The 24371-nt window shown below is 61.0% G+C and carries 22 protein-coding genes; 11 read left to right on the top strand and 11 right to left on the bottom strand.

Translation table 11 applies throughout. The features are described from left to right. Positions 1 to 13: 13 nt before the first annotated feature. Positions 14 to 700, top strand: coding sequence for a RibD family protein (locus tag MON38_RS08570; RefSeq protein ID WP_241935747.1), 687 nt, complete (start codon positions 14 to 16; stop codon positions 698 to 700). A gap of 81 nt (positions 701 to 781) precedes the next feature. Here the strand turns inward: MON38_RS08570 and MON38_RS08565 are convergent, their stop codons facing one another. Both MON38_RS08565 and tsaE read right to left on the bottom strand, forming a co-directional pair. Further along, on the bottom strand, positions 782 to 2008 hold the full coding sequence (locus MON38_RS08565; protein ID WP_241935746.1) for an alanine dehydrogenase: 1227 nt from the start codon (positions 2006 to 2008) through the stop codon (positions 782 to 784). Between the two features lie 91 nt (positions 2009 to 2099). Then, positions 2100 to 2537: a tRNA (adenosine(37)-N6)-threonylcarbamoyltransferase complex ATPase subunit type 1 TsaE gene (gene tsaE, locus MON38_RS08560; RefSeq protein WP_241935745.1), complete on the bottom strand. Its 438-nt coding sequence runs from the start codon at positions 2535 to 2537 to the stop codon at positions 2100 to 2102. 221 nt (positions 2538 to 2758) lie between these two features. On the opposite strand from tsaE, the gene MON38_RS08555 reads away from it, so the two are divergent. The 3 genes from MON38_RS08555 to MON38_RS08545 all read left to right on the top strand — a co-directional run bounded on the left by MON38_RS08555 (position 2759) and on the right by MON38_RS08545 (position 7100). Then, on the top strand, positions 2759 to 5236 hold the full coding sequence (locus MON38_RS08555; protein ID WP_241935744.1) for an outer membrane beta-barrel family protein: 2478 nt from the start codon (positions 2759 to 2761) through the stop codon (positions 5234 to 5236). A 145-nt stretch (positions 5237 to 5381) separates the two neighbouring features. Further along, positions 5382 to 6638 (top strand): pyridoxal phosphate-dependent aminotransferase, encoded by a 1257-nt coding sequence (locus tag MON38_RS08550; protein WP_241935743.1) that lies wholly within the window; start codon positions 5382 to 5384, stop codon positions 6636 to 6638. A gap of 42 nt (positions 6639 to 6680) precedes the next feature. Beyond that, positions 6681 to 7100, top strand: a complete 420-nt coding sequence (locus MON38_RS08545; protein ID WP_241935742.1) for a hypothetical protein — start codon at positions 6681 to 6683, stop codon at positions 7098 to 7100. 48 nt (positions 7101 to 7148) lie between these two features. On the opposite strand, the gene porX is transcribed toward MON38_RS08545, so the two are convergent. Next, positions 7149 to 8717: a T9SS response regulator signal transducer PorX gene (porX, locus tag MON38_RS08540; protein ID WP_241935741.1), complete on the bottom strand. Its 1569-nt coding sequence runs from the start codon at positions 8715 to 8717 to the stop codon at positions 7149 to 7151. Positions 8718 to 8987: 270 nt separating this feature from the next. Between porX and MON38_RS08535 the strand changes: the two genes are divergently transcribed. From MON38_RS08535 to MON38_RS08510, 6 genes are all read left to right on the top strand, one after another. After that, the gene (locus MON38_RS08535; RefSeq protein ID WP_241935740.1) at positions 8988 to 10217 is read left to right on the top strand and encodes an HD domain-containing protein; all 1230 of its coding nucleotides are present in this window, start codon (positions 8988 to 8990) and stop codon (positions 10215 to 10217) included. A 110-nt stretch (positions 10218 to 10327) separates the two neighbouring features. Further along, positions 10328 to 11368, top strand: coding sequence for a UDP-3-O-(3-hydroxymyristoyl)glucosamine N-acyltransferase (gene lpxD / locus MON38_RS08530; RefSeq protein WP_241935739.1), 1041 nt, complete (start codon positions 10328 to 10330; stop codon positions 11366 to 11368). Positions 11369 to 11467: 99 nt separating this feature from the next. Then, positions 11468 to 12862, top strand: coding sequence for a bifunctional UDP-3-O-[3-hydroxymyristoyl] N-acetylglucosamine deacetylase/3-hydroxyacyl-ACP dehydratase (locus MON38_RS08525; RefSeq protein ID WP_241935738.1), 1395 nt, complete (start codon positions 11468 to 11470; stop codon positions 12860 to 12862). A gap of 97 nt (positions 12863 to 12959) precedes the next feature. Further along, positions 12960 to 13766: an acyl-ACP--UDP-N-acetylglucosamine O-acyltransferase gene (gene lpxA, locus MON38_RS08520; RefSeq protein WP_241935737.1), complete on the top strand. Its 807-nt coding sequence runs from the start codon at positions 12960 to 12962 to the stop codon at positions 13764 to 13766. 121 nt (positions 13767 to 13887) lie between these two features. Further along, a complete protein-coding gene (locus MON38_RS08515; protein ID WP_241935736.1) occupies positions 13888 to 14520 on the top strand; it encodes an ABC transporter ATP-binding protein in 633 nt (210 codons plus the stop codon). 162 nt (positions 14521 to 14682) lie between these two features. Further along, the gene (locus MON38_RS08510) at positions 14683 to 15045 is read left to right on the top strand and encodes a hypothetical protein (protein WP_241935735.1); all 363 of its coding nucleotides are present in this window, start codon (positions 14683 to 14685) and stop codon (positions 15043 to 15045) included. 149 nt (positions 15046 to 15194) lie between these two features. Here the strand turns inward: MON38_RS08510 and MON38_RS08505 are convergent, their stop codons facing one another. Further along, on the bottom strand, positions 15195 to 16052 hold the full coding sequence (locus tag MON38_RS08505) for a DUF4197 domain-containing protein (RefSeq protein WP_241935734.1): 858 nt from the start codon (positions 16050 to 16052) through the stop codon (positions 15195 to 15197). A gap of 111 nt (positions 16053 to 16163) precedes the next feature. Here MON38_RS08505 and MON38_RS08500 point away from each other — a divergent pair, with 111 nt between their 5' ends. Continuing rightward, on the top strand, positions 16164 to 17489 hold the full coding sequence (locus MON38_RS08500; protein ID WP_241935733.1) for a competence/damage-inducible protein A: 1326 nt from the start codon (positions 16164 to 16166) through the stop codon (positions 17487 to 17489). A 27-nt stretch (positions 17490 to 17516) separates the two neighbouring features. Here the strand turns inward: MON38_RS08500 and MON38_RS22960 are convergent, their stop codons facing one another. The 7 genes from MON38_RS22960 to MON38_RS08470 form a co-directional block, all read right to left on the bottom strand. After that, the gene (locus MON38_RS22960; RefSeq protein ID WP_422388737.1) at positions 17517 to 17984 is read right to left on the bottom strand and encodes a carboxypeptidase-like regulatory domain-containing protein; all 468 of its coding nucleotides are present in this window, start codon (positions 17982 to 17984) and stop codon (positions 17517 to 17519) included. A gap of 110 nt (positions 17985 to 18094) precedes the next feature. Further along, positions 18095 to 18373, bottom strand: a complete 279-nt coding sequence (locus MON38_RS08495) for a hypothetical protein (protein WP_241935732.1) — start codon at positions 18371 to 18373, stop codon at positions 18095 to 18097. A 123-nt stretch (positions 18374 to 18496) separates the two neighbouring features. Further along, positions 18497 to 19240 (bottom strand): hypothetical protein, encoded by a 744-nt coding sequence (locus MON38_RS08490; protein WP_241935731.1) that lies wholly within the window; start codon positions 19238 to 19240, stop codon positions 18497 to 18499. A 158-nt stretch (positions 19241 to 19398) separates the two neighbouring features. After that, positions 19399 to 20625 carry a bifunctional 3,4-dihydroxy-2-butanone-4-phosphate synthase/GTP cyclohydrolase II gene (locus MON38_RS08485; protein WP_241935730.1) on the bottom strand — a complete coding sequence of 409 codons (1227 nt, stop codon included), beginning with the start codon at positions 20623 to 20625 and terminating at the stop codon, positions 19399 to 19401. Between the two features lie 129 nt (positions 20626 to 20754). After that, positions 20755 to 21951 carry a glycosyltransferase gene (locus tag MON38_RS08480; RefSeq protein ID WP_241935729.1) on the bottom strand — a complete coding sequence of 399 codons (1197 nt, stop codon included), beginning with the start codon at positions 21949 to 21951 and terminating at the stop codon, positions 20755 to 20757. Continuing rightward, positions 21951 to 23177, bottom strand: coding sequence for a glycosyltransferase family 4 protein (locus MON38_RS08475; protein ID WP_241935728.1), 1227 nt, complete (start codon positions 23175 to 23177; stop codon positions 21951 to 21953). The genes MON38_RS08480 and MON38_RS08475 overlap by 1 nt, the downstream gene beginning before the upstream one ends. A gap of 97 nt (positions 23178 to 23274) precedes the next feature. Next, on the bottom strand, positions 23275 to 24330 hold the full coding sequence (locus MON38_RS08470) for a potassium channel family protein (RefSeq protein WP_241935727.1): 1056 nt from the start codon (positions 24328 to 24330) through the stop codon (positions 23275 to 23277). Between the last annotated feature and the right edge of the window lie 41 nt (positions 24331 to 24371).

Raw genomic sequence — 24371 nt, 5'->3', positions numbered from 1 at the left:
CCCGCCGCCCGCCATGCCCAAATCCTCAAAACCCCGCGTAATCTGCCACATGATGAGCTCGCTCGACGGGCGCACCATTCTCAGCCGCTGGGGCAAGTCGCCCAATGCCAAGGAGTACGAAGCCACCGCCGCCACCTTCGCGGCCGAGGCCTGGATGTGCGGCCGCGTGACGATGGAAAAAGACTTCACCAAAGGTCTGGTCCCCGACCTGCAACCCGTTAGCCATCCGCTCGACCGCCAGGATTTCGTGGCCGACTACACCGCCACGTCCTTCGCCATCGCCGTCGATGCCCACGGCAAGCTGGGCTGGAAAGCCGGCCACATTGATGACGACCACCTCATCAGCGTCCTCACCGAGCAGGTGAGTGACGAATACCTCGCCTACCTGCGCAAACAGGGCGTTTCCTACCTCTTCGGCGGCCAGAAGGAGCTTGATTTCGCGCTGGTGCTCGACAAGCTGGCCCGCTTCTTCCCCATCAAAACCCTGCTCCTCGAAGGCGGCGGCCACCTCAACGGCTCAATGCTCAAAGCCGGCCTGATTGACGAACTGAGCCTGCTCCACTTCCCCGTGGTGGATGGCGCGGCCACCTCCGCCACCATTTTCGAGCAGGGCGAGAATCCGGGGCCGGCAGCGCAATTGAAATTAATTAGCGTGGAGCAGCGGCCGCACGGGATACTGTGGCTGCGGTATGAACTCTAAGACAAAGTAGCACAAATAAAAAAACGAGATTTATAGAGCATCCATAATTTAAATACCCATTGTCATAATTAAATTTTCCTGCTAATTCCGCACCGCAATCAGCAGCCCCAATTCCTTATACCGCAGGTTAAACTTCTTCGCAATCATCGCATTCGTCAGCGAGCCGCGGTAGATATAGACGCCGCTGCGGAAATGCTCATTTGTGAACAACACCTCGTTGATGCCGCCGTGCTGGCTAATTTCCTGCAGAATGGGCGTGAAGATGTTGCTCAGGGCGTTGGTGGCGGTGCGGGGCACACGCGAGGCAATGTTGGGTACGCAGTAATGAACTACGTCATACTTGCGGAACACGGGCTTGCTGTGGCTGGTCATCTCGCTGGTTTCGAAGCAGCCGCCCTGGTCGATGCTCACGTCGATAACGACAGAGCCGGGGGCCATGCTGGCCACCATTTCCTCGGGCACCATGAAGGGAATGCGGCCGTCCTCCACGGCCAGCGCGCCAATTACCACGTCGGCCCGCCGGATTTGCTGGCTCAGCGCGAATGTATCCAACGTACTGGTGTATAGCTGCATACCTAAGTTATGCTTGAGACGGCGCAGCTTGTAAAGGTGGTTGTCGAACACTTTCACTTCGGCTCCGAGGCCGGTGGCGGCGCGGGCGGCGTACTCGGCTACCGTGCCGGCTCCCAGAATCACCACTTGCGACGGCGGCACGCCCGTAATACCGCCCAGAATGATGCCCTTGCCCTCGTTGGAGCGGGCCAGGTATTCGGCCGCAATCAGCATCACCGTCGAACCCGCTATTTCGCTCATGGCGCGCACTACGGGGCGGGCGCCGCTGGGGTCCTTCATCAGCTCGAAGCCGATGGCGTTGATTTTCTTGCGGGAGAGCGCGGCGATGTATTCCGGCGTCATTGAGCCCATTTGCAGGGCCGAAATCAGGGTTTGGTTGGGGTGCAGCAGCTCAATCTCTTCGAGCGTGGGCGGGGCCACTTTCAGCAGAATATCGGCCTTGAAAACCTCTTCGGTGGAGTAGGCAATCTGCGCGCCGGCTTCGGAATAGGCGTGGTCGGCGTATTTGCTGGGCTCGCCCGCGCCGGCTTCCATCACTACTTCGTGCCCGGCCGACACGAGGTGCTGCACGGCTTCGGGCGTGAGGCCGAGGCGGTTTTCCTGGAGCGAGGTTTCGCGCGGCATGCCGATGAACAGCTTGCGCTTGCGCGTTTCCACGGCCAGCATCGACTCCTGCGTGAAGTAGGCGCGGCTGGTGGCCAAAGACTCAAATCCGGAAGGTAGCTGCTCGGGCATTACTGAAAATTAAAAATTATAAATGAAGAATTAAAAATTACCAACAATTCATAACGACCGCGCCAGATGCAGCACAAGCCATTTTTGATACTTAATTGATAATTTTCAATTCAATCACCCGTTTTTCGTCGGGCTGCACGGTCAGGCGAACTTCGAGATAGGGCAAAGGCAATAATGCCGCCACGCGGGCAGGCCATTCCACTAAACAAAGATACCCCGAATCGAAATACTCGCTGGCCCCGATGCGCTCGGCCTCGTCTTCCGAATCAATGCGGTAGAAGTCAAAGTGATACACGGGCTGGTCTCGGCCGTCGCGGTACTCGTTCACCAGCGCGAAGGTGGGGCTGCTCACGTCGTCAGCCACGCCCAGGGCGGCGCACAGCGCGCGGATGAGCGTGGTTTTGCCGGCGCCCATCTCGCCTTCGAAGGCTACTACTGGGCAGCCGGCTTCGGCAATGGCGGCGCGGAGCTGCGCGGCGGCGTTGGGCAATTCGGTCAGGGTGGGCAGGGCGATGACGGAGGGCAGCATGGGGCGAATTTACCGCCTGGGTTCCACTCAATGGGTACCAGATTTTGAAATACCGCCGGGCCTGCCTCATCTTTATAGCCCGCTTCGCGCCTTAATTCGCTCAGTACAAATGGCCTGTTGCTGAATTCGCTCACTTTTTCCGGACGGGTTCAGCCAGGCAGCTGGTTCGAAATAAGGCCGTGAAGGGATAATCGCTCGATTTCTACCCAATCTTCTCGCCTATGCCCGACTTTACTCCGTCGCTGCATTGCCTTGCCCCAAGTTATTCGTTAGTAACCCGGCAGCTGCCACTGCTCCTGCTGGGGCTGGTGCCGTTGGCGGGCGTGGCCCAGCAAACGGCCCCTCTCATCGGCACCGTGCGTAGCGAAACGGGCGCGCCGATAGAGTTTGTAACCCTCACCCTGCACCGGGCCGCCGATTCGGTGGTGATAAAAACCGAGTTTAGCGACGTGCAGGGGCAGTTTCGGTTCGATGCGCTGGTTGGCGGGCGCTACCTTCTTTCGGCTGCGCAGATTGGCTACGGGCGCTACTGGAGCCCTGCGCTGGCGGTGCCGGCGGCTGGCCTGGTATTGCCCGCCATCGGCCTGCGGCCCAGCGCTGCTACCGCCCTGAAGGAAATAACCGTGACGGCCCGCAAACCGCTCTATGAGCATCAAGCTGGCGGCACGCGGGTGAACGTGGCCGACAGCCCACTGGCCACCGGGGCCACCGCCCTGGAAGTATTGGGCCGCGCGCCCGGCATCAGCACCGATGGGAAGGAAAACCTGAGCCTGCGCGGCCGCCAGGGCCTGCTGGTGGTGGTGGATGGCAAACGCGTGCCCCTCACCGGCGCCGACCTAGCCGATTACCTTAAAGCGCTGCCCGCCGAGCAGATGCAGAGCATCGAGCTGCTGACTAACCCGCCCGCCCAATACGATGCCCAGGGCGGGGCCGGCGTTATCGCCATCACCCTGAAGAAAGACCAGCGGCTGGGCACCAATGGCAGCGCCACGCTGAGCGTAGGCCGCGGCGGTTACGGCCGCATCACCGGCGGCCTGGTTCTGAACCACCGCCGCAAAAACCTGAACCTATACGGCAACTACACTTATTCTGAGCGGCGCTACTTCACGCGCTATGATTTTGACCGCCAGTACGCGGGCACCAGCCTGCTGCCCGCCGCTGCCAGCCAGCAGTTCAACGACCAGGTGTCGCACCTGCGCTCGCACGCGGCCAAGGTTGGGGCCGACTGTACGCTTTCGAAACGCACACTGTTGGGCGCGTCGCTCACCGGGTTGCTGAGCCACATCGATAACAGTGTGGACACGCAGAGCGAGTTTCGCATGCTGGATGGTAGTCCGTTGAGTCGCTACACCTCCGTCACGGCCCAGAACATTGACCGGCCCAGCGGCAGCGCCAACCTGAACCTGCGCCACGCCCTGGCCGACTCGGCCAACGCGGCAGCCTTCACCTTCGATGCCGACTACGGCCGCTACCACACCACCCGGCTCATGGCCCAGCAGGCCAATTATCTGGAGCCGCAATACGCCGTCAACCAGTTTGATGGCGACCAGCGCGTGGACCTATCCATTGGCACGCTGAAGCTTGATTTCAGCCAGCCCCTGCCCCATCGCGCGCGCCTCGAGGCCGGCGCAAAAGCCACCCGTGTACGCAGCGACAACAGCACCGCGTTTTTCAGCACGATGAACGGAACGACTACGTTTAATCCGTTCATTTCGAAGGATTTTCGCTACGCCGAAAACGTGAACGCGGCTTACGTGAGCGTACGCACGGCGACGGCCCAAACCACTGTTCAGGCTGGCTTGCGGGCCGAGCAAACCAATACATTGGCCGAGCTCAGCGGAGAGGCGGCCCGCGAACGACACTACACGCAGTTGTTTCCGAGCCTGTCGGCACAGCGCACACTCAACGCCCGGCACGCGCTGGCGTTGGCGCTGGCCCGCCGCATCGACCGGCCTAACTACGGGCAATTGAACCCGCTGCGCTTTTACGTCGACCCCATTTCCTACCGCGCCGGCAACCCTGATTTGGTGGCCCAGACCAGCTATTCGGCCGAGCTGACGCATACGTACCGCCAGAAATTCGTCACCGCACTGGCCTACGCCCGCACCGACCAGCCCATCGTCACCACGGCGCAGCCTTCGCCCGACGGGGGCCGCCTGGTGGTGAGCCAGGACGTGAATCTGGCCAGCCAGGACTACCTGGCCCTGACGCTGACCGCCCCGCTGGAACCCACCAAATGGTGGTCGATGTACGCCAACGGCGTGTTTTACTACCTGCGTTTCCGGGGGCAGCTGGCCGGCACGCAGCTGAATCGCGCGCAGCCGTCCTGTCAGCTTTCGCTCAGCAATACCTTTAGCCTGCCCAGAGGCTGGTCGGCCGAGCTCAGCGGCAACTACCAATCAAGCGAAATCTGGGGGTTTGAAAAATCGACGGGCCGGGGCCAAGTGGGGGCCGGCCTGCTCAAAAGCTTCTGGAACAAGCAGGGGTCGCTGCGTTTCGGCGCCACCGATATTTTCTATACCAGTCCCGCCCGTTTCACTTCCACTTTTGTCAATTTTCGCGAAACGTTTTACAAGCGGGAAGACCTCCGGGTGGTGACGGGCACCTTTACATACCGCTTCGGCAACGGCAAGGTGGCCGCCGCCCGCAAGCGCGCCGCCGGGGCCGAAGATGAATTGCGCCGCGCTGGCGGATTGTGACGACTTCGGCTTAATCAGGAATGAGGAATCTCTGACTCACCCGGTCATTTTCCAATTCTTAATTCCTCATTATTCATTCCCCATTAAGCGTAGCGTCAACTACCTTCGTGCGCCGTGGTGGCCATTCCGCCGGGGCTTTCAGCTTATGCAAATCTCCAAGATGGCCGCCGGTCTGCGCGGCTCCGAAATCATCCGAATTGGCAACCAGGTCAGCGAGCAGGTGCGTCAGGGGGCGAATATCTGCAACCTCACCATCGGCGACTTCGACTCCAAGATTTTCCCGATACCGGCCGGCCTCACTGCTGGTATTATCGATGCCTACAAGGCCGGCCTCACCAACTACCCGCCGGCCGCCGGCATGGGCGAGCTGCGCCAGTCGGTATCGAAGTTTCTGCAGGAGCGCCAGGGATTGAGCTACGGCCCCGACGACATCCTGATTGCCGGCGGTTCGCGCCCGCTCATCTACGCCACCTACCGCGCCATTGTCGATGCCGGCGACCGTGTCATCTTCCCGCTGCCCAGCTGGAACAACAACCACTACTGCCACCTCGTGGATGCCACACCCGTGGCCGTGCCCACCCGCGCCGAAAACAACTTCATGCCCACCGCGGCCGACCTGGCCCCGCACGTGGCCGGCGCCACCCTGCTGGCCCTGTGCTCGCCGCTGAACCCCACGGGCACGGTCTTCACCAAAGAAGGCCTGGAGGAAATCTGCGAATTGGTAATTGCGGAGAACAAGCGCCGCGGCCCTGACGAAAAGCCCCTCTACATTCTCTACGACCAGATTTACTGGCTGCTCACTTTCGGCGACACCCAGCATTTCGACCCGGTGAGCCTGCGACCCGAGCTGCGCGACTACGTCATCTACATCGACGGCACCTCGAAGTGCTTTGCCGCCACCGGCGTGCGCGTGGGCTACAGCTTCGGCCCGCCCGCCATCATCAACCAGATGAAATCCATTCTGGGCCACGTGGGTGCCTGGGCCCCCAAGGCCGAGCAGGTGGCTACCGCTCATTTCCTGCCCCAGACGGCCGAAGTCGACGAGTTCCTGACCGGCATGAAAACCCGCCTCGACAGCTCGCTCGAAGGCCTGTTCAAAGGGCTGAAAGAGTTGAAGGCCCAGGGCTACCCGGTGGATGCCGTGGCACCAGCCGGGGCCATCTACCTCACCGCCAAAATCGACGTGCTGGGCCGCACCGCCCCCGATGGCACCGTGCTCACCACCACCGCTGAGCTCACCTCCTACCTCATTGCCGAAGCCCAGCTGGCGCTGGTGCCCTTCTCGGCCTTCGGCTCGCCGGCTTCGGAGCCCTGGTTCCGCGCCTCGGTGGGCGCCGAAACGGTGGAATCGATTCAAGCGGCCCTGCCGCGACTGAAAGCGGCGCTGGATAAGTTGAAGTAAATTACAGACATTTTCTAAGCTTAATGCAGTCAGGCTTGTCACATGAATAATATCCTAAAAGGTGGAATTATTGTGGGCACATTTATAGCTTCCTTGGCAGCATTATTTGAAGTTCGAGAATGGCTAATGAACAAACTAGAATACCGCAGCAAACTCCTTATAATACTTGACGAGAATGCACCTAAACGCATTCGGATATTCAATAATTGCTTTTTGGGAACCGATATAAAATTTAATTCCGGCATCGGTGCTGTCTATGCTGGTGAAAGCAATTTGTTCATTAAGGACAATTTAGCAGGAATAGAAATCAGGATTTTGGACGAAAGCACAGCTAGGATTGGTAAACGAACTGGTCATATTCCGGACAGTTTATTTTACAGGAATAGCAGGAGTGTTGTCAAAATAATTTCTGGAGATTCTACTTCTTTCAACGGCCTTTATAAAACCATTCTATTGAAATAAAAAAGGCTTCCTCGATGAGGAAGCCTTTTTTATTTAGAATTACCGGCACTATCCCTTCGCCGTCAGCGTCACATAAGGAATAATGCACTCCTCCAGCGAGATGCCGCCGTGCTGGAACGTGTCCTTGTAGTAGTTCACGTAGTAATTGTAGTTGTTGGGGTAGGCGAAGAAATAGTCACCGATGGTGAAGACGTAGGCCGTGCTCACATTCTCGCGGGGCAGGAAAATGCTTTCCGGCTTGCGCACCACGTACACGTCGCGCGAGTCTTCGAAGCCCAGGTTTTTGCCGTGCTTGTAGCGCAGGTTGGTGTTGGTGTTGCGGTCGCCCACAATCTTGTAGGGGCGCTTGCAGCGGATGGTGCCGTGGTCGGTGGTGATGATGAGCTTGCCTTTTTTCTCAGCAATGGTCTGCAGCATCTCGTACAGCGGCGAGTGCAGGAACCACGAGCGGGTGATGCTGCGGTAAGCCGACTCGTCGGCCGCCAGCTCGCGTATCATGGCCATGTCGGTGCGGGCGTGCGAGAGCATGTCCACGAAGTTGTAGACGATGACGTTGCACTTGTAATTGTTGTGCAGGTTGCTCATCTTGCCCAGCAAGTCCTTGCCAGCCTGCAGGTTGGTCACCTTGTGGTAGCTGTGCTTCGCCTTCTGGTTGTTCTTCTGGAAATTGATTTCCATGAACTCGGCCTCGTGCAGGTTCTTGCCCTCGTCATCGTCGTCGTTCACCCACAGGTTGGGGTACTTCTTCTGAATCTCGCTCGGCATCATGCCCGAGAAAATGGCGTTGCGCGCATAAGCCGTGGTGGTCGGCAGAATGGCGTAGTACATCTCCTCGCTATCCACCGTGAACAGCTCGGTGATGATGGGCTCCAGCACCTTCCACTGGTCGTAGCGCAGGTTGTCAATCAGCACAAAGTACACGGGCGTGTCGCCGGTGGCCTTCAGGGTCGGGAACACGCGCTCCTTGAACAACTGGTGCGACATGAGCGGGGCGTTTTTGTCGTCGCCGTTCACCCAGTCCTCGTAGTCTTCCGTGATGAAGCGGCCGAAGTAGGTATTGGCCTCGTCCTTCTGCATGTTGAAAACCTCGGCCATGCTTTTGCCCTCGGTTTCGTTGATTTCGAGCTCCCAGTACACCAGCTTCTTGTACACCTCGGCCCACTCGGCGGGCGTGAGGCGGTCGGACAACTGCATGCCGAGCTGGCGGAAATCGCGCTGATAGCCCGAGTTAGTGGCTTCGCTCACAAGGCGCTTGTTGTCGAGCACCTTTTTCACCGACAGCAGAATCTGGCTCGGGTTCACCGGCTTAATCAGGTAATCGGCGATTTTCGCGCCAATGGCCGACTCCATGATGTGCTCCTCCTCGCTCTTGGTAATCATCACCACGGGCACGGTGGGCCGGATGGCCTTGATTTCGGTGAGCGTCTGCAAGCCGGTAAGGCCGGGCATGTTCTCGTCGAGAAACACGAGGTCGTAGCTCTTCTCCTGGATTTCCTCGATGGCATCGGCGCCGCTGTTCACGGGCGTTACGTCGTAGCCTTTTTCCTTGAGAAAGAGCAGGTGCGGCTTGAGCAGGTCGATTTCGTCGTCGGCCCAGAGGATGGTGGTTTGTTGCATAGTGAAGAGTTGAAGTCGTAGGGAATTAGCTGGCGCTGACCTTGGGTTGAAGTTGGGATTGCCAGGACAACGTACGGACGTTCCGGATGAAAACGGCGGGAAGTCCGCGCGGTTAAAGAAGCCGGCTCGGCCGTGCAAAGTTGCATTTGCCCGAATGGCAGGCCGTAGCTTCGCGTCTGGCTATTGACGGGCCACGGCGGTAAATGTTGCCATTTTCTGCTGCCCCGCTCCCGATTTCTCCATTTTGCCGCCCGCGCCCCGCTTCCCATCGTGAACAAAAAGAAAATCTTCAACGACCCCGTCTACGGCTTCGTCACCATCCCGACGGAGTTTCTGTTCGACCTCATCGAACACCCGTATTTCCAGCGGTTGCGGCGCATTCAGCAGCTCGGCCTCACGGGGTTTGTGTACCCCGGGGCGCTGCACACGCGCTTCCACCACGCGCTCGGGGCCATGCATCTGATGAGTTTGGCCCTGCGCACGCTCAAGGACAAAGGGGTGAAGATTTCGGCGGCTGAAGGTGAAGCCGCGATGGCGGCCATTCTGCTGCATGACGTGGGCCACGGTCCCCTCTCCCACGCTCTCGAAACCGCCATTTTCCAGGATGTGCCCCACGAGCAGCTCTCCTTATTTCTGATGGAACGCCTGAATAAGGAGTTCAAGGGCAAGCTCGATTTAGCCATTGCCATGTTCCAGGGCACCTACGTGCGGCCGTTTTTCCACCAGCTGGTGAGCAGCCAGCTCGACATGGACCGCCTCGATTATCTCAACCGCGACTCCTTTTATACCGGCGTGGAAGAAGGTCGCCCCGGCGCCGACCGCCTCATCAAGATGCTGCGCGTGCACGACGAGCGGCTGGTGCTCGAAGAAAAAGCAGTGTACTCGGTCGAGAATTTTCTGGTGAGCCGCCGGCTGATGTATTGGCAGGTGTACCTGCACAAAACCGTGACTTCGGCCGAGCAGATGGTCATTCGGGTGGTGCAGCGCGCTCGCGACCTGGCCCGCCAAGGCGTGGAGGTGCCCGCCAACAGCTGCCTGGGCTACTTCCTGGGCCGCGCCGTGAGCTTAGCCGAGTTTGAAAACAACGAGAAAATCTTCAGCCATTTCGTCGAGCTTGATGACTACGACATCTGGTCGGCCATCAAAGCCTGGGCCGGGCACCGCGACGTGGTGCTGAGCTACCTGGCCAAGAGTATTCTGCACCGCAACCTGCTCAAAATCGTGCTGGCTCCCGAGCCGTTCGACGAGGATTTCCGCCTCGGCATCCAGGAACTCATCGCCGAGAAATTCAAGCTGCCCATGGAGGAAGCCGCGCTGCTCATGATTCCGGGCCGCTTGAGCAACAGCGCCTACAACGCCGAAAGCCAGGAACCCATCGAAATCCTGACCAAAAAAGGCGATATCGTGAACGTGATGGAAGCTTCTGACCTTCCCAACATCCGCGCCCTGAGCCAGCGAGTGGAGAAATTCTACATCTGCTACCCGAAGGAGATAGTTTAGTTGTCAGCTGCTGGTTGTCAGTTGTCAGGCCAGTAAGCCGGATATTTTGACGACAAACGGCCCGAATCTGACAACTGACAACTAGCAACTGACAACTATTTTTGCCGCCTATGGAATTTACCGTTCAGCAAATCGCCGAAGTGCTCGGCGGCACCGTGGAGGGCGACGCCACCCAGCGCATCTCCAGCCTTGCTAAAATTGAAGAAGCCCAGGCCGGCTCGCTCACCTTTTTGTCGAACGCCAAATACGAGCCGTTTCTCTACGAAACCGGCGCCTCGGCCGTGATTGTGGGCCGCGAGCAGGCCCTGCGCCAGGCCGTGCAGCCGGCGCTCATCCGCGTCGAGAACCCCTACACCGCTTTCAGCCAGCTCCTCGAGTTCTACGCCCAGGCTACCCGCACGGGCAAGCGCGGCGTCGAGCAGCCCTCGTTTATTGCCGAAAGTGCCAGCATTGGCCCGGGCCACTACCGCGGCGCGTTTTCCTACATCGGCGAGCAGTGCCAGTTGGGCGATAACGTGCTGGTGTTTCCGCAGGCCTATATCGGCGACCGGGTGACGATTGGCGAAGGCAGCATCATCCACGCCGGAGCCAAAATTTATCCCGATACCGTTATTGGCAAATTCTGCGTCATCAAGGCCGGCGCGGTGGTCGGCTCCGATGGTTTCGGCTTCGCGCCGCAGCCCGACGGCAGCTACAAAGCCATTCCGCAAATCGGCAACGTGGTACTCGAGGACTTCGTGAGCATTGGCGCGAATGCGACCATCGACTGCGCCACGCTGGGCTCGACCCGCGTGGGCCGGGGCAGCAAAATCGACAACCTCGTACAGCTGGCCCACAACGTTGAAATCGGCCAGCATACCGTCATTGCCTCGCAAACCGGCATTGCGGGCTCGGCCAAAATCGGCGACCATTGCGTGCTGGCAGGCCAGGTGGGCATGGCCGGCCACGTCACACTGGCCAACAAAACCACCGTCACGGCCCAGTCGGGGGTGGGCAAGAATGTGAAGCAGGAAGGCACCATCCTGCAAGGCTCCACGGCCTTCGACTTCAAGCAAAACCAGCGCGCCCAAATCGTTTTCCGCCGCCTGCCCGAGCTCGAACAGCGCGTGGCAATGCTGGAGAAGGCCCAAAACAAGACGGAAAAGCCCTAGCTTTGCAGACTATTAGTTGTCGGTTGCCAGTTGTCAGTTGGCAGGTTTAAGGACCTTCTCAGCCTGACAACTGACAACTAGCAACTGACAACCAATCAGATGAACGACAAGCAACACACCATTAAGGCGCCCGTGACGGTGCGCGGCGTTGGCCTGCACACCGGCGTAGAGGCCACCATGACGTTTTGCCCCGCGCCGGTGGGCCACGGCTACAAGTTTCAGCGCGTCGACCTGCCCGGCCAGCCCGTGGTGGATGCCGACGTGGACAACGTGGTCGACCTGAGCCGCGGCACCACCATCGAGCAGAACGGCGCCCGCGTGAACACCGTGGAGCACACGCTGGCGGCCCTCGTAGGCTTGCAGCTGGATAACGTGCTGATTCAGCTCTCCGGCCCCGAGCCGCCCATCATGGATGGCTCGTCGGCCGAGTTCATCAAGGCCCTCGAAACCGTGGGGTTTGAGGAGCAGAACGCGCTGCGCAACTACTACGAAATTCCGGAAAGCATTCGGTACGTGGACAATGCCCGCGGCGTCGAAATCGCGGCCCTGCCCCTCACCGACTATCGCCTCACGGTGATGGTGGACTACAACTCGCCGGTACTAGGCTCGCAGCACGCCACGCTCACCGATATTGGCCTGTTCAGTGAGGAAATTGCGTCGTCGCGCACGTTCTGCTTTTTGCACGAGCTGGAAATGCTCTACAAAAACAACCTCATTCGCGGCGGCGACCTCAGCAACGCCATTGTGGTGGTCGACCGCGTGGTGAGCGACGACGAGCTGACCGACCTGGCCAAGATGCTGGGCAAGCCGCGCGTGTCGGTGAAGAAGGAAGGCATACTCAATAACGTGGACCTGCGCCATAAAAACGAGCCCGCCCGCCATAAGCTGCTCGACCTTGTGGGCGACCTCGCCCTAGTGGGCCGCCCGCTGAAGGGCCAGATTCTGGCTGCCCGCCCCGGGCACGCGGCCAACGTGGCGTTCGCCAAGAAAATCAAGAAGAAGATGTTGGAGTCGCGCACCAATCCGGTGCCGGTGTACGACCCCAGCCGCGAGCCGGTGATGGACATCAACCGCATCATGCAGGTGCTGCCCCACCGCTACCCCTTCCTGCTGATTGACAAGGTGATTCACCTCGACGACCAGGTGGTGACGGCGGTGAAGAACGTGACCATGAACGAGCCGTTTTTCACGGGCCACTTCCCCGGCAACCCGGTGATGCCCGGCGTGCTGCAAATCGAAGGCCTGGCCCAGACGGGCGGCATTCTGGTGATGAACACCGTGCCCGACCCCGACAACTACTGGCAGTATTTCCTGGGCATCGAAAACGCCCGTTTCCGCAAGAAAGTGCTGCCCGGCGATACCATCGTGTACCACTGCCAGCTGCTGGCGCCCATCAAGCGCGGCATTGCCAAAATGCGCGGCCAGGCTTTTGTGAACGGCAAGGTGGTGTGCGAAGCCGAGATGAGCGCCGCCATCGTGCGCAAAGACGCATAAATAACAGCTGTTGGCTAATAGCGGTTAGCTGTTAGCTGTGTGCTGAAGATTCCCCCAAAAGCTAACGGCTAACCGCTATTGGCTAACAGCTCCAAAAATGATTTCTCCCCTCGCCCATATTCATCCCGAAGCCCGCCTCGCGGCGAACGTCACCGTTGAACCGTTCACGACCATTGCGGCGGACGTCGAAATCGGCGAGGGCACCTGGATTGGGCCGAACGTGACCATTATGAGCGGCACGCGCCTTGGGGCGCACTGCCAGGTATTTCCGGGCGCGGTGCTCGGCGCGGTGCCGCAGGATTTGAAGTTTGCCGGCGAACACACCACGGCCGAAATCGGCGACTACACCGTGCTGCGCGAATGCGTGACCGTGAACCGCGGCACCATCGACCGGGGCCGCACCGTGGTGGGCAGCCACTGCCTGCTGCAGGCCTACGTTCACATAGCCCACGATTGCGTGATTGGCAACCACTGCGTGATTTCGAACTCGGTGCAGATTGCCGGCCACGTAACGGTGGGCGACTGGGCCATTCTGGGCGGCACCTCGGCCATCCATCAGTTTGTCAGCATCGGGGCGCACGCTTTTCTGGGCGGCGGCTCGCTGGTGCGCAAGGACATTCCGCCCTTCGTGAAGGCTGCCCGCGAGCCCCTTACTTACGCCGGCGTAAACTCGGTGGGCCTGCGCCGTCGGGGCTACAGCGAGGAGCAGGTAACGGGCCTGCATAACCTCTACCGCCTGCTGTTTCTGGGCGGCATGAACACGCAGGACGCCATTGCGCGCATCGAAGCAGAAATTGCGCCTTCGGTGGAACGCGACCAGGCCCTGGATTTCATTCGGGCTGCCACGCGCGGCATCATCAAAGGCCCCAAGCGCGACAAAGCCAGCGAGGCCGAACTGGACTAACGGGTTTAGTTGTCAGTTGCTAGTTGTCAGTTGCTAGTTGTTGGCGCCTGCCGATTCTTTCTTCAATTAGCTTGAGGAAAGAATTCTAACTGACAACCAACAACCAACAACTAACAACTACTTGCAGATTCAAGCCACTGGTCTGGGCAAGCGCTTCCAGCGCGACTGGATTTTCCGGGGTCTTACGCGCACGTTCCGGCCGGGTAGCGCCACGGCCGTGCTCGGGCCCAACGGCGCGGGCAAGAGCACACTGCTGAACACGTTTTCGGGCCAGTTGCTGCCCACCGAGGGCACGCTCACCTACGCGCTGGCTGGCCGCGCCCTGGCCGTGGAGGATGTGCCGCGCCACCTGGCTTACGCCGCCCCGTACCTGGAGCTGCTGGAGGAACTGACGCTGCTGGAGCTGCTGCGCTTCCACACGCAGTTTAAGCCGCTACGGGCTGGTATTTCCACGGAAAAGCTCGTGGACATCATGTACCTCGGCAGCGCCCGGCACCGACTGATTCGGGAGTTTTCGTCGGGCATGAAGCAGCGGCTTAAGTTAGGCTTGGCGCTGTATGCCGACGCCCCGCTGCTGCTGCTGGATGAGCCCACCACCAACCTCGATGCCACCGGCGTGGCCTGGTACCAGGAGCACGTGCAGGCCACTCGCGCCGGCCGCACGCTGCTGCTCAGCTCCAACGTGCCCGCCGAGTATGCGTTTTGCGATGAGCAGCTGGTGGTGACGGATTTTCAGGCGGAGCGGGCGGGCTAGCTGCGAGCCTGCACCTGGCAAAAGAGCCACTGCCATAGCGGTAACGGCATTTTTTCCGCAAAAACCAGCGCGCTGGCACAACACTAAATCCATGCTGTCCGTATCTTCGCGGCCGACACAGGCACTTATTTTCTTCCACCAACTTTTTCCCCCGCCCCGGCCATGATTGATGACGACGACCTGGACGACGACCTGCTCGACGACGACGATACCCTCGATTCCTACGCCAAAAAAGGCGGCGCCGCGGCCCTCGGCAACACCGAAGACCGCCTCTCGGCCAAATACGCCGACTACCTGATGTGGACCGACACCGGCTCCTCGCACGACGAAGCCCTCGACCTGGCCAACATGAGCGAGGAAGAATTCGTGGAAGCCGAGCGCGCCGAAAATTCCGACCGCGGCGGCTTCACCAGCCTCGACGACGACGAGGACGAGTTTGCCGACGATGATGAGGACGAGGACGAAGGCTACAGCAGCGGCCGCGGTGGCCGCCGCAGCAGCGGCTACGACAGCGACGACTACTAACTGACGGTCATTCTGATGAAGGAGGAATCTAAAGAAACCTGTTTAAACGGTTTTACCCAGATTGCCCCTTCGTCGGAAGAACAAGCAAATCAAAAAGCCCCAGCTGGAAATTCCAGCCGGGGCTTTTTTCTAATTACTTAATACGCATCCTACTTCCGGCCGAACACTGACTTTAGCAGGTCGCTGGTGCGAGCGGCGGGGTTCTTGCGGATTTTGGCTTCCTCGTTGGCCAGCAGGATGAACAGGCCATCAACCGCCTTTTGCGTGGTGTAGTCGGCCAAGCTGAGGGTAACGGGCTGCTGCAGGGGGATTTTGTTGTAGGTGTTGGTTAGGGTGGCGTAGGCCCGGCCAGCCCCTACCTGGTCGATGGCGGCCTCAATGTCGGGGTGGAAGGCCGTAATCAGTTGCGCCTGGGTCGACTTGCGCAGGAACTGCGTAGCGGCGTCGGTTTCGCTGCTTGTGACCAGCGAAATGGCATCGCTGAAGCTCATGTTGGACAGCGCGTTCAGGAAAATATCCTTGGCTTTGGGGGCGGCAGCTTCGGCGGCGCGGTTGAGCTGGGTTTCGAGCTGGGCAAACAGGTTCGTCATACCGGGGATGCGGCCGATGGTGCTTTTCATCAGGTCGAGGTCGGGCGGCGTGGGGATGTGAATGTCATCGTTCAGGTTGAAGCCGTCGGGCTCCGAGGCGAACTGCACGGCTTTCACGATGCCCTTGTTCAGGGCTTCTTTCACGCCGGCGCTGGCCTGGTCCTGCGTGAGGGGCGGCAGGGCGGCTTTGGCAGCGGCGGCGGCTTTATCCGCGGCGGCTTTGTCGGCGGCCGCTTTGGCAGCGGCGGTTTTAGCAGCGGCGGCTTTGGCAGCAGCAGCTTTCGCGGCGGCGGTTTTGGCCGCGGCGGCTTTCGCGGCGGCAGCTTTTTTGGCGGCGGTGGTTTGAGCGTGGGCAGCGGGTGCGGCGGTGGCCAGCAGGCCGGTGAGCAGCAAGGCGCTGGCGAGTCGGGTGAACATGAAATAAACGATGCGACGGGAAAACCGGAAGGCCCCTGTGGCTGTCCTTGGGCCGCCGCGTGTGCAAATTGAAGACAATTTTGCGGCCAAACCTATTTTCTCGCTTCGCTCATGTCCACCACTCCCTCGCCTGCCGACCATTCCGCCCCCACTTTTTCGCCCGCCGCCCCGCCCGATGTCGAGATTATGACCATCGGCGACGAGCTGCTCTACGGGCAGGTGATTGATACCAATTCGGCCTTTATGGGCCAGGAGCTGGGCAAAATTGGCCTGCGCGTGCGCCAGATTTCGTCGGTATCGGACCGCGCCGATGAGATTGTGGCCGCCCTCGACCAAGCCCGGCAGCGGGCGCAGGTGGTGCTCATTACCGGCGGCCTCGGCCCCACCAAAGACGACCTCACCAAGCACGTGCTGGCCCGCTACTTCGGCTCCGAGCTGGTGATGCACGAGCCCACGCTGCGCCACGTCGAGGAAATTTTCCAGCGCTTCCAGCGGCCCATGCTCGACGTGAACCGCCAGCAGGCGCTGGTGCCAGCCAACTGCGAGGTGCTGCACAACGCCGTGGGCACGGCGCCCGGCATGTGGTTCGACGACCAGGGCACCGTGTTTGTGAGCATGCCCGGCGTGCCCTTCGAAATGAAGCGCCTGATGACCGACCACGTGCTGCCGCGCCTGCAGGCCCGCTTCCACATCGCCCCCATCGAGCACGTGGTGGTGATGACCGCCGGCCTGGGCGAAAGCTTCCTGGCCAAGAAGATTGAGGACTGGGAAGACGCGCTGCCCGCCAACGTGAAGCTGGCCTACCTGCCCAGCTTCGGGGCCGTGCGCCTGCGCCTCACCGGCACCGCCGACGGCCTCCCCGACCTGCGCGGCCGCATGCTGGCCCTGCTGCCAGCCCTGCGAGAGCGCATCGGCGAGTTCATTTTTGCCGAGGAAGAAACCACCATCGAAGCCGCCATCGGCCAGTTGCTGCTCGCCCGGGGCCTCACCATCGGCACGGCCGAAAGCTGCACCGGCGGCCTGGTGGCGCAGCGCCTCACCAGCGTGTCGGGCAGCTCGGCCTACTTTCGGGGCGGCATCGTGGCCTACCACAACGACATCAAGCAGCAGGAGTTGGGCGTGCGCGCCGAAACCCTGGCCGAGTTCGGGGCCGTGAGCGAGGGCACCGTGCGCGAGATGGCCGAGGGGGCCCGCCGCCGCCTGGGCGTCGACGTGGCCGTGGCCATCAGCGGCATTGCCGGTCCCACCGGGGCCACGGCCACCAAGAAAGTCGGCACCATCTGCCTGGCCTACGCCGACGCCACCCAGACCATCACCCGCGAGTATGTGCTCGACCGCGGCCGCGCCCTGAACACGGAGTACGCCGCCCAATCGGTGCTCACGCTGCTGCGGCAGCAGCTGGCGGGGGCTTCGACCCAGGAGTTAATTAAAGTTTGAACGCTGTATAGTGTACTTGAACCACCGTCACGGTGACCGGGGGACCCACTTGGTGAAAATGGGGAAAGCACAAGGTGTACGGGATTTGAAAAGCCCTTTTTCATATGCTTCCTGATGTAGTTGGGGCAAGTGCTTAAACCGCTTGGATTCTTTTCTATTTACGCGCCTCACCGACATGAAATCATAACTGGAAGACAATAGGAGAATCACTTCCAGGTATGAACATTCTTCGCTGAGTTTGACGGTGGTCAGTTCCATACCGACCGCTCCGAATAGGACCGTGTTAGGATTACGGGGGATGTCAAGCTTAAAATAACCCTCCATGTCCGTCTTCCCGATTACGGTCGTATCCGGAGCGTAAATGTTCGCCATCGGAACTGTTTCCAATCGGTCGTCTAGTAGCCGACCGGTAAGGGTCTTGGTGGCCTGGGCACGAGCAGTCCCAAGGGAGAGAACCACTACCAAGAGGGTCAAGAAGGCATTCAGGTGACACATTAATGGTGACAAGTACAGTAAGTGATGTCGCATTTTAACGAGTATCATTTAAAGACTGCTTTTGGTAAACGCTTGGCCGCTGCCGGGCTGGACGCGTTTAAGAAATTTGTCTACGATTCAATGTTTACGAAACGCGCCGAGGAAATGAGTTTCACAAACTCGAAACGGGAGCCCGACCCCACCAAAAAAAGCTCCCGGCTGGCGTGCATCAACCGAGGGCTTTTCTTCACAATACCGCGTGTACTACCCCACCCCGGCTGCGGCCCCTTCTTCGCCTTGCCCCCGCACGCATCCAGCAGCGCGCGGGCCGCTTTGTAGCCTTTGAACAGCTCCTGGTTTACGGCTTCAAGCATGCCCATAGCCTTGTCGAGCTCATAAATCTGGTTCATCTAGGCTTCGTGCACTTCCTCGTAGGTGGTGTTGGCGTTCTGGCGGGCATCGAGCAGCGTCTGCGTATCGGGCAGGCCCTGCTGGAAGGTATCGGCCATTGTGCTGGGCTTCGGTCATTGCTTTCACGGCGCGGCACTAGCCGCCAGCGCGTTGGCATAGCTCACCAACTCCGTCAGCTCGCGGGCGCTGCCGGCGCTGAGGCGGTGCGCCTGGGCGTAGGCCTGCAGCTGCGGGGCCTGGGCCGGAAACGCGCCGAGCAGGTCTTTCAGCCCGGGCCGCAGCGGCGCGAGGTCGTCGGCGCGGCGAATCAGGAAAAAGTCTTCGCGCAGCTCGGGCAAACTCAGGTAGCGGGGTGCGGCGGGCGGCGGCAGGCCCCGGCTGTTGCCGCCCACCGGAATGCCGAACATGCCCGCCCCTACCGTCACCGGCACGGGCGTGTAGGCCACCGTGCGCTGCGCCAGTCGCTGCCGGCGCAGCAGCAGCACCGGCCCGCCGCCCAACTGCTCAAAAAATGCGAATTCCGGCTGCTTCCGGGTGCGGTCGGGGTACCACGGCAGGGCCCGAAACAGGCGCACCAGGTTGGGGTCGGCAGCGGCGCTGCCCGCGGGCCCAGTCATTTCCTGCTGCACGGCGCAGGCCACCACGGCCGCCGGCGCAAAGGTCCGCACCGAACCATCAGCCTGGGCCAAAAACAGCAAATCGGGCCCAAACTGCAGCGCCACGGGCCCATCCAGCGTGTCGCCGCTCAGCAGCACCACCCGCCCCAGCCGAAACGTGAGCCGGAAGGAACCGCCGTTGGTCGGGGCCTGAGCATACCCGGCCATCGTCAGCAGCCAGCAAGTGGTTAAGAGCAGCAGTTTTTTCATGGCGCTGCAGGCCCGGGCGGCAAGCTAATTCACTGGGCTGCTAACGAATATACAACTTTGCACCACCGTCCGCAATACCTCCACATTTCTACCAAGCAGAAAGCCCCTCCGGCCCCGCAATGCGCGGCCGGAGGGGCTTAATTCTGAGTTGAACCGGATTACGCCGCCGGCGCGTCTTCCGACACGGGCCGCATAATCTCGTGGCCCATCTTGTCGCGCTTAGTAGTCAGATACGCCTCGTTGTGCGGGTTGGCGTGGATTTCGATGGGCAGCGTTTCCACAATCTCCAGCCCGTAGCCGATGAGACCGGTGCGCTTCTTGGGGTTGTTGGTGAGCAGGCGCATCTGCTTCACGCCGAGGTCGCGCAGAATGCTCGCGCCCACGCCGTAGTCGCGCTCGTCGCCCCGGAAGCCGAGGTCCTCGTTAGCCTGCACTGTGTCGCGGCCCTGCTCCTGCAGCTGATAGGCTTTGAGCTTGTTGAGCAGGCCGATGCCGCGGCCCTCCTGGTTCATGTACACCACCACGCCGCGGCCTTCGCGCTCAATCTGGCGCATGGCCTGGTGCAGCTGCGGGCCGCAGTCGCAGCGGCACGAGCCGAAGATGTCGCCCGTCACGCACGAGCTGTGCACGCGCACCAGCACCGGTTCAGGCCCGCTGATATCGCCCTTCACCAGCGCGAGGTGGTTGGCCCCGTTCGAGTTCTGGGTGAAGGCATACAGCTCGAAATCGCCCCAGGCCGTGGGCATCTTTACCGCAATTTCGCGCTTGATGAGGCTTTCGTTGGCCAGCCGGTACTTGATGAGGTCCTGCACCGATACCAGTTTCAAGTCCCATTTTTTCGCCACGATTTCGAGGTCGGGCAGGCGGGCCATCTCGCCGTCTTCCTTCAGGATTTCGACCAGCACTCCGGCCGGCTCGAACCCCGCCAGGCGGGCCAAATCCACGGCCGCCTCGGTATGGCCGGCGCGGCGCAGCACGCCTTCCTTGCGGGCCTTGAGGGGGAAAATGTGGCCCGGCTTGCCCAATTCCTCGGGCTTGGTGGTGGGGTCGATAAGGGCCAGAATGGTCTTGCTGCGGTCAGAGGCTGAGATGCCGGTGGTCACGCCGTTCTTCAGCAAATCCACCGACACCGTGAACGGCGTGGCGTGCAGGGCCGTGTTGTGGCCCACCATCAAATCAAGGCCCAGCTCTTCGCAACGGGCTTCTGGCAGCGAGGCGCACACCAGCCCCCGCCCGTGGGTGGCCATGAAATTGATGATTTCGGGGGTAGCGCAGGTGGCGGCACAAATAAAGTCGCCCTCGTTTTCGCGGTCTTCGTCGTCAACGACGATAACGACTTTGCCGGCGCGAATGTCAGCAATGGCCGACTCAATGGTATCAAGCATGGGGAAGCGGGAATTTCGGGCCATAACAAGCGCGGCCGGTGCAAAGTTAGCCCCGCCGCCCGCGCCCGCCGTAGCGCGGACTTTTCATCCGCGAGTGGAAGCATTGAACTCGCGGACGAAAAGTCCGCGCTACCCGGCTCGCTGGTTGCGCTGCGTAGGCTGCCACACCGTTGTTTTGATGCCGCGCAAATAGCGCCACCAGCCCAGCAGCAGCGCCGCGTTCATGCTGTAAAAGTGCGTAATGAAGCGCAGAAGCCGCCCGTGGAAACCGCGCCGCCCCAGCGCCGCATCGAGCAGCAGCAGCGCCGGCAGGCCCAATTGCCCCGCCAGCGCCAGCTGGAAAAACCAGCCCGCCCCCAGCGCCACCAGCCCCAGCGTGGCCAGCAGCAGCACCAGCAGCAGGTGCGGCGTAAGCCAGCGCAGCACCTTGTGCGACCACCACGCAAACGCCACCCCGCCCCAGGCCGGGCTCAGCAGCGCCCGAAACTCGGCCAGGTTCTGGAAGTTGCCGGCTGAAATGCGCGCCTTGCGCCGGAATTCCTCGGGCAGGTGGTCCGAAACGTCCTCGTAGCACACCGCGTCCAACTCGTTGATGGCCTGGAAGCCGTCGCGCAGCACCGCCAGCGTGATGTAGAAGTCATCGACCAGAAAGCTGGCCGGCGCGGGGTGGTAGCAGGCGCGCCGCACCGCGAAGCAGCCGCCGAATGCGCCCGTCATTGCCCCCCACAGTACCCCCTCCTGGTATTTCATCAGGTTTTCGCGCTCCAGATAAGCCTTTTCCTGGCCCGAAATGCCCTCAGCCCGGTGCTCGGGGTTGAGAATGTGCCCGCCCACCAGCCCGATTCTCGGGTTGCGGAAATGCTTCACCAACTCGTAAATCGTGTCGGGAGCAAAGAATACGTTGGCATCCGTGAGCACCAACACGGGGGCCGGGGCCTGCCGGGCCAGATTTTCGATGACGGTGGGCTTGCCCGTGCGCTGCCCGTACGCTTCGAATCGCAGCTGCGGGAACTCGGCCGCCAACTGGGCCAGCAGCACGTTGGTCTGGTCCGAGGAATTATCCGAGCCCACCAGCAGGCGCAGGCGGTCGAGCGGGTAGGTGGTGGCGAAAGTGCTGCGCACTTTCTGCTCAATCACGGCCTCCTCGTTGTGCGCGGCCAATAGAATATCCACGGCCGGCAAGTCGGCGGCGGCCGGGCCGTACACGTCGGCGTTCTGGCGGCGGCCCCGGGCCAGCCACCCCAGCAGCACCGGGAACAGCACGTAGGTGTGCGCCACCAATAGCAGGCAGGTCCAGAACACCAGCACGAGCACGGCCGCGCCCATCAGGCCAGCACCGGCCGCAGCCGTTCGTAGAGGTTCACAAACTGCTCCGTCACGCGGCGGCGGTCGTAGCACTCGGCGGCCGTGCGGGCAGCGGCCGCGCCAATGGCCGCCACTGGCACTTCGCCCCGGTACCAGGCGCGCAGGGCGTCCACCCAGGCGGCGGCCGAGTCGCGCAGCACGATGTCGTGGCCGTCGCGTACGGCAATGCCCTCCGCGCCCAGCGTGGTGCTGAGAATGGCCTTGCCCAGCGCCATGCCCTCGATGATTTTGATGCGCATGCCGCCGCCGCTCAGCAGCGGCACCAGCATCAGCTCGTATTGCTGCATAAAGGCCGAGGCTGACTCCACGAAGCCGTGCACCACTACGCCATCGGTACGCGGCTGCAGCAGCTCGTCGGGGGTGCCACTGCCGGCAATGTGCAGTTCCACGTCGGGCATTTCGGTGTGGATGGTGGGCCACACCTCGCGCAGCAGCCAGTGCAGGCCTTCCAGGTTGGGCAGCCAGTTCAGCGAGCCAATCATAAACAGCGTGCGCGGCTTGGCCTGGATGGCCGGGTCAGGCTGAAAGCGGCTCAAATCGGCCCCGGCTGGGATGAATACCACCGGCTCGGGGCAGCCCAATGCCCGTAGCCGTTGCGCGTCGTCGTCAGTGATGGCGGCCACGGCATCGAACTGCGGCAGGTGGCGGCGCTCGAAGCGTTCCAGCCGGGCAGCCATGTCGCGCAGGTAGCGGCGCTTGAGGGGGTTTTTCTCGCGCCCGGCCAGCATGTGCCAGATGGTGTGCTCGAGGTTGTGCGCGCGCAGCACCAGCGGCGGCACGCGCAAGCCGGCACTTTCGCGCCGTCCCAGAAACTCGGCGTACCAGGCCGCAAAAGTGCCTTCAAACTGCACCACATCAACGGTTTCATGTTGCAGGATTTCCACCAGCTTCTCCCCCACCGCCGGGCTGATGAACCGCTCCACGATGTAGGGCTGGCGGCTCAGCAGCAGGTTTTTCAGGGCCTTCACCGGCGACAAGTCCGTATTCACGTCTACCGTCACCAACCGAAAATTCGGCCCTAAGTGGTCGAGCGCGTCGGCCGCCTGGTGATGCTTGGGCGTGTTGATGGCCAGCATCGTGACGCGGTGCCCGGCCTGCACGAGGCCCGCCGCCACGTCGTACATGGCAATGGCCCCGCCAGTAGTGAGCGGAAACGGCACGCGCGGACAAAGTTGCAGAAGGTGCATTTTGTTGAATTATGAATTATGAATTATGAGTTTTGAATTATTAGGCGAATGACTCACGGGCCAATTCATAATTTCTAATTCATAATTCATAATTGCCCTACAGTTGCCGGAAGCGGACTTCGAAGGTTTCAATCTGCTCTTCGCTGCCGAGTACCAGCAGCACGTCGCCGGGGGCCAGCACGTAGTCCACGCCGGGGCTGACGAGCAGCGAGCCGTCGGCTTTGCGCAGACCGATAATGGTAGCTCCGGTGATGGAGCGCACATCGAGCTCGCGGATGCTGCGGCCGTGCAGGTCCTTGCGCAGCTGGGCGAAGGTCATTTCCTCCAGGCGCAGCTTGTCGGCACTGAGGCCGGAAATGAGGTCGAGGAAACGGATGACTTCGGGGCGCACCACCAGCTTGGCCATGTGCGAGCCGCCGATTTCGTCGGGCATCACCACCGAATCAGCGCCAGCCGATAGCAGCTTGCTTTCCGAGGTTTTTAGCGAGGCGCGGGCGATGATTTTCAGGCGCGGATTGAGGGCCCGGGCCGAGAGGGCCACAAACACGTTGTCGGCATCCTTGGGCAGCGAGGTGATGAGGGCCGAGGCCCGCTCCACGCCGGCCTGCTTCAGCACGAGGTCGGTGGTGGCATCGCCAAACACGGTGTAGATGTTGCCGCCGGGCACGCCGTCGCCGTCGTAATCCTCGCCGGTGTGGCCTTCGGTGATGTTTTTCATCAGCTCCTGGTTGGCCTCAATCACCACCACGCGAGCCCCGCTGGCGCGCAGCTCCTGGTAGGCGCGGCGGCCGTTGCGCCCAAAGCCGCACACGATGACGTGGCCGCTGAAGCGCTTTATTTCCTGGTCGGTTCGAATCATTCGATAGATTTTGCGCAGCTCGCCGTCAAAGATAAAGGAAGAGAAAACCGACACGAGGTAGGCCACCACCACCAGGTTGTAGAGGATGTAGAAGGAGACGAACAGCCGCCCGGCTTCCGAGAAGGTGTGGATTTCGCCAAAGCCCACCGTGGCGACGGTGGTTACCGTCATGTAAAACGCATCGACCGGCCCGTAGTGCTCGATGTAGGTAAAGCCGGCCATGCCAAAAATCAGGCTCAGCCCGGTGAGGACGAAGGCCAGAATCAGGCGGTTGATGTTGAAGCGCTGGAGCATTTTAAGTAAAATGGATTCGCAAGAACGTCATGCTGAGCGCA

Source organism: Hymenobacter cyanobacteriorum (assembly GCF_022631375.1).
Lineage (GTDB): Bacteria > Bacteroidota > Bacteroidia > Cytophagales > Hymenobacteraceae > Hymenobacter > Hymenobacter cyanobacteriorum.
The sequence above is the reverse complement of the archived record's forward strand: the minus strand, read 5'-3'. Positions and strand labels throughout refer to the sequence as shown.